The following is a 6,248-nucleotide window of genomic DNA, read 5'->3' on the forward strand; positions in this document are numbered from 1 at the left end:
ATCACGACCGCAGGGTTCAGGTACGCGCCTGACTTGAAGGACGCGAGCACGCCGGCCATGACCGCGAAGCCCCAGCCGAAGTTGATGAGCAGGAACCCGCCGTCCTTGCCCTTGGATTTGGCCAGCAGCACGTTGGCCACGACCCCGGCACCCAGCAGGATCAGCGTGCCGGTGCCCAGCGTCTCACTGACGAACACCTCTCCGAGAGACACGTCGCCTCCATTCGTCGTTGAACGGCCGTGTCACACCGACACGAACAAGGGCGACGCTAGGGAGGGGTCCGACCAGCCAGCAACGCCGAGAGGTCGACATTGTCGAACGCGACCAGCCCGCGCCGTGTGACGGTACGATCACTCCCCCGCCTGGACAGGCCGAATCACCGCGACGCGCGACCCGCGCACCGTTCGACATTGCCGACGGCGTCCTGTTTGTATAGGTTGCCTGATGTGCCCGGTCCGATCCAGTCGATCGAGCGTGCTGCGGCGATGTTGCGCCTGCTCGCACGCGGCTCCGGCCATCACGGGCTGGCCGAGATCGCGGCTGCGCTCGGCCTGCCGAAGGGCACCGCGCACGGCATCCTGCGCACGCTGCAGCGGGTCGAGTTCGTCGAGCAGGACCAGTCTACCGGCCAGTACCGCCTCGGCGCCGCGCTGCTCCACCTCGGCACGAGCTACCTGGACGCGAACGAGCTGCGGTCCCGGTCCATCAACTGGGCGGACACCCTGGCCGCCCGCAGCGGCCACGAGGTGCGGATCGGCATGCACCTCGACGGCGCGGTCCTGGTCGTGCACCACGTGTTCCGCCCGGACGACACGATGCAGACGCTGGGCATCGGCGCCATGCTGCCCCTGCACGCGACCGCGCTGGGCAAGGTCCTGCTCGCCTACGACGCCGGCCTGTTCGCAACCGTCCGGCGCGACGAGCTGACCTCGCTGACCCGGCGCACCATCGTCAAGCCGGCCGCGCTGGAGCGGGGGCTCGCGGAGGTGCGGGCGTCCGGGTGGGCGAGCGAGGCCGAGGAGTACATGCCGGGCGAGGCCAGCCTGGCCGCGCCGATCCGCATCCCCGGCGGTCTCGTCGTCGGGGCGATCGGGATCTCGGGGGCCGTCGACCGGATCTGCCAGGCCGCCAACCGGCCGAAGGCGACCCTGGTGGACCAGGTGTGCCGCGCCGCGGACGCGGTGTCCCGCGAACTCGGCCCCGCGAACTGAGGAACTCGACAATGGCGCAGCGTTTTGTGATGGCGATCGACCAGGGCACCACCTCGACCCGATGCATCGTCTTCGACAGCAACGCCCGGCTCGTGTCGGTCGCGCAACGCGAGCACCGGCAGCACTACCCGCGTCCGGGCTGGGTCGAGCAGGACGCGGTGGAGATCTGGCGCAACGTGGACCGGATCATGCCGCAGGCGTTGCGGGACGCGGGGATCGGCGCGGACCAGGTCGTCGCGCTGGGTATCACCAACCAGCGCGAGACGTGCGTGGTGTGGGACCGGCACACCGGCGCACCCGTCGGCCGGGCCATCGTGTGGGAGGACATCCGGACCGAGGAGCTGGTCGGGGACCTGCGCGACCGGCCCGACGCCGACGACGTGCAGGCCCGGTGTGGGCTGCCGCTGGCCACGTACTTCTCCGCGCCGAGCCTGCGCTGGATGCTGGACCACACGCCCGGCCTGCGGGAGCGCGCCGAACGCGGCGACGTGCTGTTCGGCACCATGGACACCTGGCTGATCTGGAACCTCACCGGCGGGGTCAACGGCGGCCTGCACGTCACGGACGTGACCAACGCGTCGCGGACCATGCTGATGAACATCACCACCCAGCAGTGGGATCCCGCGCTGCTGTCCTTCTTCGACATCCCCGGCGCCATGCTGCCGCAGATCCGCCCCACCACGGAGATCCACGGCCGCACCACCCGTGTCGTGCCGGGCCTCCGCCTCACGGCGGCCCTGGGTGACCAGCACGCCGCGCTGTTCGGGCAGACGTGCTTCGCCGAGGGCGAGACGAAGTGCACGTACGGCACGGGCAGCTTCCTGCTGATGAACACCGGCACGAAGCTCATCCGCTCGTCACACGGCCTGCTGACGACGATCGGCTACCAGCTCGGCGGCGAGCCGGTGACCTACGCGCTGGAGGGGTCGATCGCCGTCACCGGCTCGCTGGTGCAGTGGTTCCGCGACAACCTGGGCCTCATCCACAGCGCCGCGGAGATCGAGACACTGGCCAGGACGGTCAAGGACAACGGCGGTTGCTACATCGTGCCGGCGTTCTCGGGTTTGTTCGCGCCGCACTGGCACAGCGAGGCACGCGGCCTCATCGTGGGACTGACCTCGTACATCACCAAGGGGCACCTGGCCCGCGCGGTCCTGGAGGCCACCGGCTGGCAGACCCGCGAGGTCGTCGACGCGATGAACGCCGACCTGGGCACACGGACCGCGGTACTGAAGGCGGACGGCGGCATGACGGCCGACCACCTGCTGATGCAGTTCATCGCGGATGTGCTGGACATCCCGGTGATGCGCCCGATGGTCGCCGAGACGGTGTCGCTGGGCGCGGCCTACGCGGCCGGCCTGGCGGTCGGCTACTGGCCCGACCTGGAGGGCCTGCGCCGCAACTGGCACCTGGCGGCCCGCTGGACCCCGCAGATGGACGCCGGCCACCGCGAGGAGGAGTACGGGAACTGGAAGCGCGCGGTGGAGCTGACGTTCGGCTGGGCCAAACCCCGCCACGCCGCCCGCCTCTGACCCCCGCGATTCCCCGACGGGCTCGAAACGGGACACGCGGGGAGTCGCGAGCGGGGGGCGTCCCCGCGAGCCGGACGCCGCGTAGCGATGAATCAACCACCGTTGTTCCGGGGTTCACCCGGCGCTTGCTTTCTTGGTAGGACAGGAACGTCACCATGTCCGGTGACCTTGTCCCCTGCCAAGGAGGTTCTCCGTGCGTACCCCGCAACGCTGGACGAAGCGCCTCGCCGTCACCCTGGCCGCCTTCGCGTCCCTGGTCGGCGTGTCGACCATCGTCACCCCGGCCGCCGACGCGAGCGTCCACAGCTCGTGCACCATCTCCCGCTGCTCAGCCGCCCGCTCGGCCGACACGACCTGGGAGTCCAAGAACTACCCCGGCAGCCGCGGCTGGTACAGCTGGCCGAACGGCCAGTGCAACTTCGCCGGTGGCACCTACAACAACCTCGAAGCCGAACTCCCGAACGGCCACTCCTACCGGGAGTTCGACGTCTACCCCCGCACCTGCGGCGCCTCCCGCGACGCCTACCGCATCGTCGTCGACCTCACCGCCGGCGTGACCTACTTCTCCCCCGACCACTACACCAACTTCTACCGCCTCTGACCGCGTTCCCCGGCCCGCGTCAGCGCCAACTGGCGCGGGCCTCCGCGCGCCGACCCATCCGTTGCCAATCCATGGTTCTCCGTCATATTCGTGTCATGGATGACGAGAAGGTGCGGCCGTTGATCGGGGTCGACGGGATCGCCGCTCCCAAGTGGGCGGCGTCGGACAGGGCGGTGGCTGAGGCCAGTTGGTGGCAGACGGTTCGGTCGGTGCCGGCGGCTGTGGCGACGGTGATCCGCCTCGCGTGGCAGGGCTCTCGGTCCCTCACGGTGGTGGCCGGCGTGCTGCACCTGCTCTCGGGCTGTGTGACGGCCTTCGGGCTGCTGGCCACCGCCAACCTCCTCACCGAGCTGCTCGAGCGCGGCCCCACACCGGAACGGGTCCTGGCCGCCCTGCCGGCGATCGTCCTGGTGCTGGTGGCCTACTCGCTGCGTGCCGGGCTCGATGCCGCGGTCGCGATGGTGCAGGGCATGCTCACGCCGCAGGTCGAGCTGGCCGCTCGCGACCAGATGTACACGGCGGTCCTCGGGGTCGAGGCCGCCGCGTTCGACGACGCCGACTTCCAGGAGTTGGTTCGCCAGGGCGGTGAGCACGGCAGCCGCGCCATCCGCAGCTCCATCCGCAGCGTCGCGGACCTGCTGTCGTCCGTGGTGTCGCTGGTCGCGGCCCTGGTGACGGTCGCGGTGTTCAGCGGGTGGCTGCTGCCGGCACTGCTGGTCGCCGCGGTCGTGGACGCCTGGGCCGCGATGCGGGCCGCCAAGCTCAACTACGCCTCGTTCCTCCACATGATCACCCGGCAGCGGCAGGAGTGGGTGATCGGCGACCTGATCACCACCCGCGAGGCGGCGCTGGAGGTCCGGGCGTTCACCACCCAGCCGGTGCTGCTCGCGGAGTACCGCCGGGTGGCGCGGATCCTCGCGGCCGAGGCGGTGCGGGTGGAGCGGCGGCAGACCTGGATCCAGCTCATCGGCCGAGCCGTGGCCGGGGTCGGGACCGCGCTGGCGTACGTCGTGCTCGGGTGGCTGCTGTACGTCGAGGCCATGCCGCTCGCCCTCGCCGGCGCCGCGGTGGTGGCGATGCGCACCGGCTCCACCGCGCTGCGGCAGACGATGTACCAGGTCAACCAGCTGTACGAGTACAGCTTCCACATCGACCTCTTCCGCAAGCTCCTCGTCGACACCCGCGAGCGGAGCGGCCCGGCGCCGGTCACCGAGGCACCACCCAACCCCACCACCATCGAGCTCCGCGACGTCTCCTACACCTACCCCGGCCAGGACACCCCCGCCCTCCACGGGATCTCGCTGAAGGTGCGGCGCGGCGAGGTCGTCGCGCTGGTCGGCGAGAACGGCTCCGGCAAGTCGACGCTGGGCAAGCTGATCACCGGCCTCTACCGCCCGACGACGGGCACGGTGCTGTGGGACGGCATCGACATCGCCACCGCCGACCCGCGCACCGTGCACGCGCAGGTCTCCGTCATCACCCAGGAACCGTTGCGGTGGCCGGTGACCGCGGCGGACAACATCCGCATCGGGCGACTCGACCGCGACAGCCGGGACGGCACCCTCTGGGTCCCGCACGCCGCCACCTCCGGCGCGGACGAGGTCATCGAGTCGTTGCCACGCAAGGAGGACACGATCCTGTCCCGCACCTACGAGGAGGGCAAGGACCTCTCCGGCGGCCAGTGGCAGCGGCTGTCGGTGTCGCGGGGCGCGTACCGGCAGGCGCCGGTGCTGGTGGCCGACGAGCCCACGGCCGCACTGGACGCCAAGGCGGAAGCCAAGGTGTTCGAGGCACTCCAGGCGGCGAGCCGCGACTCCGACGGCGACCGCACGACGATCCTCGTCACCCACCGCCTGTCCAACGTGCGGCACGCGGACCGGATCATCGTGCTGGAGCGCGGCCGCATCACCGAGGACGGCACCCACGACGAACTGATGACCCGCGACGGCCTCTACGCCGAGCTGTACTCGTTGCAGGCCGCCGCCTACAGCTGAGCCCCTTTCCGCTGGTGAAAGCGGTTATCGATGGAGTGGACCTGGCGCGCCGCGCCTGTGTTTCGCGCGGCCGCGGACCTAGCGTGGCCGCCATGGGCAATCGTTACACGTCGGCCGCGTATCGGGAACTGGGCGCCATGCTGCGCCAGGTACGGACACGGGCCGGCCTCACCTCGACGGAGCTGGCACACCGCTTGGGCTGGTCCCTGACCACGGTCTCCCGCATGGAGAACGGCCGCCGCCCCTCGACCACCACCGACGTGATCCAGTACGCCGTCATGTGCGGGGCGAAGATGCCAGACCTACCACCACTCCTGGAGTTCACGAGGGTGGCCGAACGCAAACAAGGCTATTACCTCTCGGACAACAAGATCACCGGATCACTCCAATCACTGATCTTCCACGAGGCCGCGGCAACACACGTGACCGTCTACGAACCGCTGGTAGTTCCCGGACTCCTGCAAACTCCCGCCTACGCCCGCGCCCTCATCACCGCCCTCAACCCGAGCATCACAGCGGAACGACTGAAGGCGACGATCCGCACCCGCGTCGAGCGGCGGCGGGTTTTGTCCGTGCCAAATCCCGCCCAGTTCACTTTCTACCTCCACGAGGATGCCCTGCGGCGCCGGATCGGCACCGACGAGATCATGCAGGAGCAGCTGCTACAGCTGGTTCTCACCGCCGCACTGAGCAACGCCTCGATACGCATCGTGCCGTCCGCGGCCGCCGAGCGATCGGTATTCGGCGGCGCCTTCCAGATGATGGAGTTCCCAGAACATCGGCCGATCGTGTCCGTGGACATCCTCCGATTTGGTGGCCTGATCCTCGAAGACCCCGACTACGTTCACGATTACCTGGACATAGTGCCCATGCTCGCTGACGTCGCCCTTGATAAGGGACAATCCCGGGA

The 6,248-nt window shown here is 69.7% G+C and carries 6 protein-coding genes; 5 read left to right on the plus strand and 1 reads right to left on the minus strand.

Features of this window, described 5'->3' with window-relative positions; genetic code table 11:
• Positions 1-212: aquaporin (locus ACJ73U_RS11475; RefSeq protein ID WP_407777553.1), on the minus strand; the 212-nt coding region annotated here is incomplete at its 3' end.
• Positions 213-446: 234 nt separating this feature from the next.
• Here ACJ73U_RS11475 and ACJ73U_RS11480 point away from each other — a divergent pair.
• The 5 genes from ACJ73U_RS11480 to ACJ73U_RS11500 all read left to right on the plus strand — a co-directional run.
• Positions 447-1,211 carry an IclR family transcriptional regulator gene (locus ACJ73U_RS11480; protein WP_407777554.1) on the plus strand — a complete coding sequence of 255 codons (765 nt, stop codon included), beginning with the start codon at positions 447-449 and terminating at the stop codon, positions 1,209-1,211.
• An 11-nt stretch (positions 1,212-1,222) separates the two neighbouring features.
• Positions 1,223-2,743, plus strand: coding sequence for a glycerol kinase GlpK (gene glpK / locus ACJ73U_RS11485; RefSeq protein WP_407777555.1), 1,521 nt, complete (start codon positions 1,223-1,225; stop codon positions 2,741-2,743).
• Between the two features lie 193 nt (positions 2,744-2,936).
• Positions 2,937-3,344: a ribonuclease domain-containing protein gene (locus ACJ73U_RS11490; RefSeq protein ID WP_407777556.1), complete on the plus strand. Its 408-nt coding sequence runs from the start codon at positions 2,937-2,939 to the stop codon at positions 3,342-3,344.
• A gap of 95 nt (positions 3,345-3,439) precedes the next feature.
• A complete protein-coding gene (locus ACJ73U_RS11495) occupies positions 3,440-5,338 on the plus strand; it encodes an ABC transporter ATP-binding protein (protein ID WP_407777557.1) in 1,899 nt (632 codons plus the stop codon).
• A gap of 92 nt (positions 5,339-5,430) precedes the next feature.
• On the plus strand, positions 5,431-6,248 hold an 818-nt coding region (locus ACJ73U_RS11500; protein ID WP_407777558.1), incomplete at its 3' end, for a helix-turn-helix domain-containing protein.

Source organism: Actinophytocola sp. (genome assembly GCF_045807065.1).
Lineage (GTDB): Bacteria > Actinomycetota > Actinomycetes > Mycobacteriales > Pseudonocardiaceae > Actinophytocola.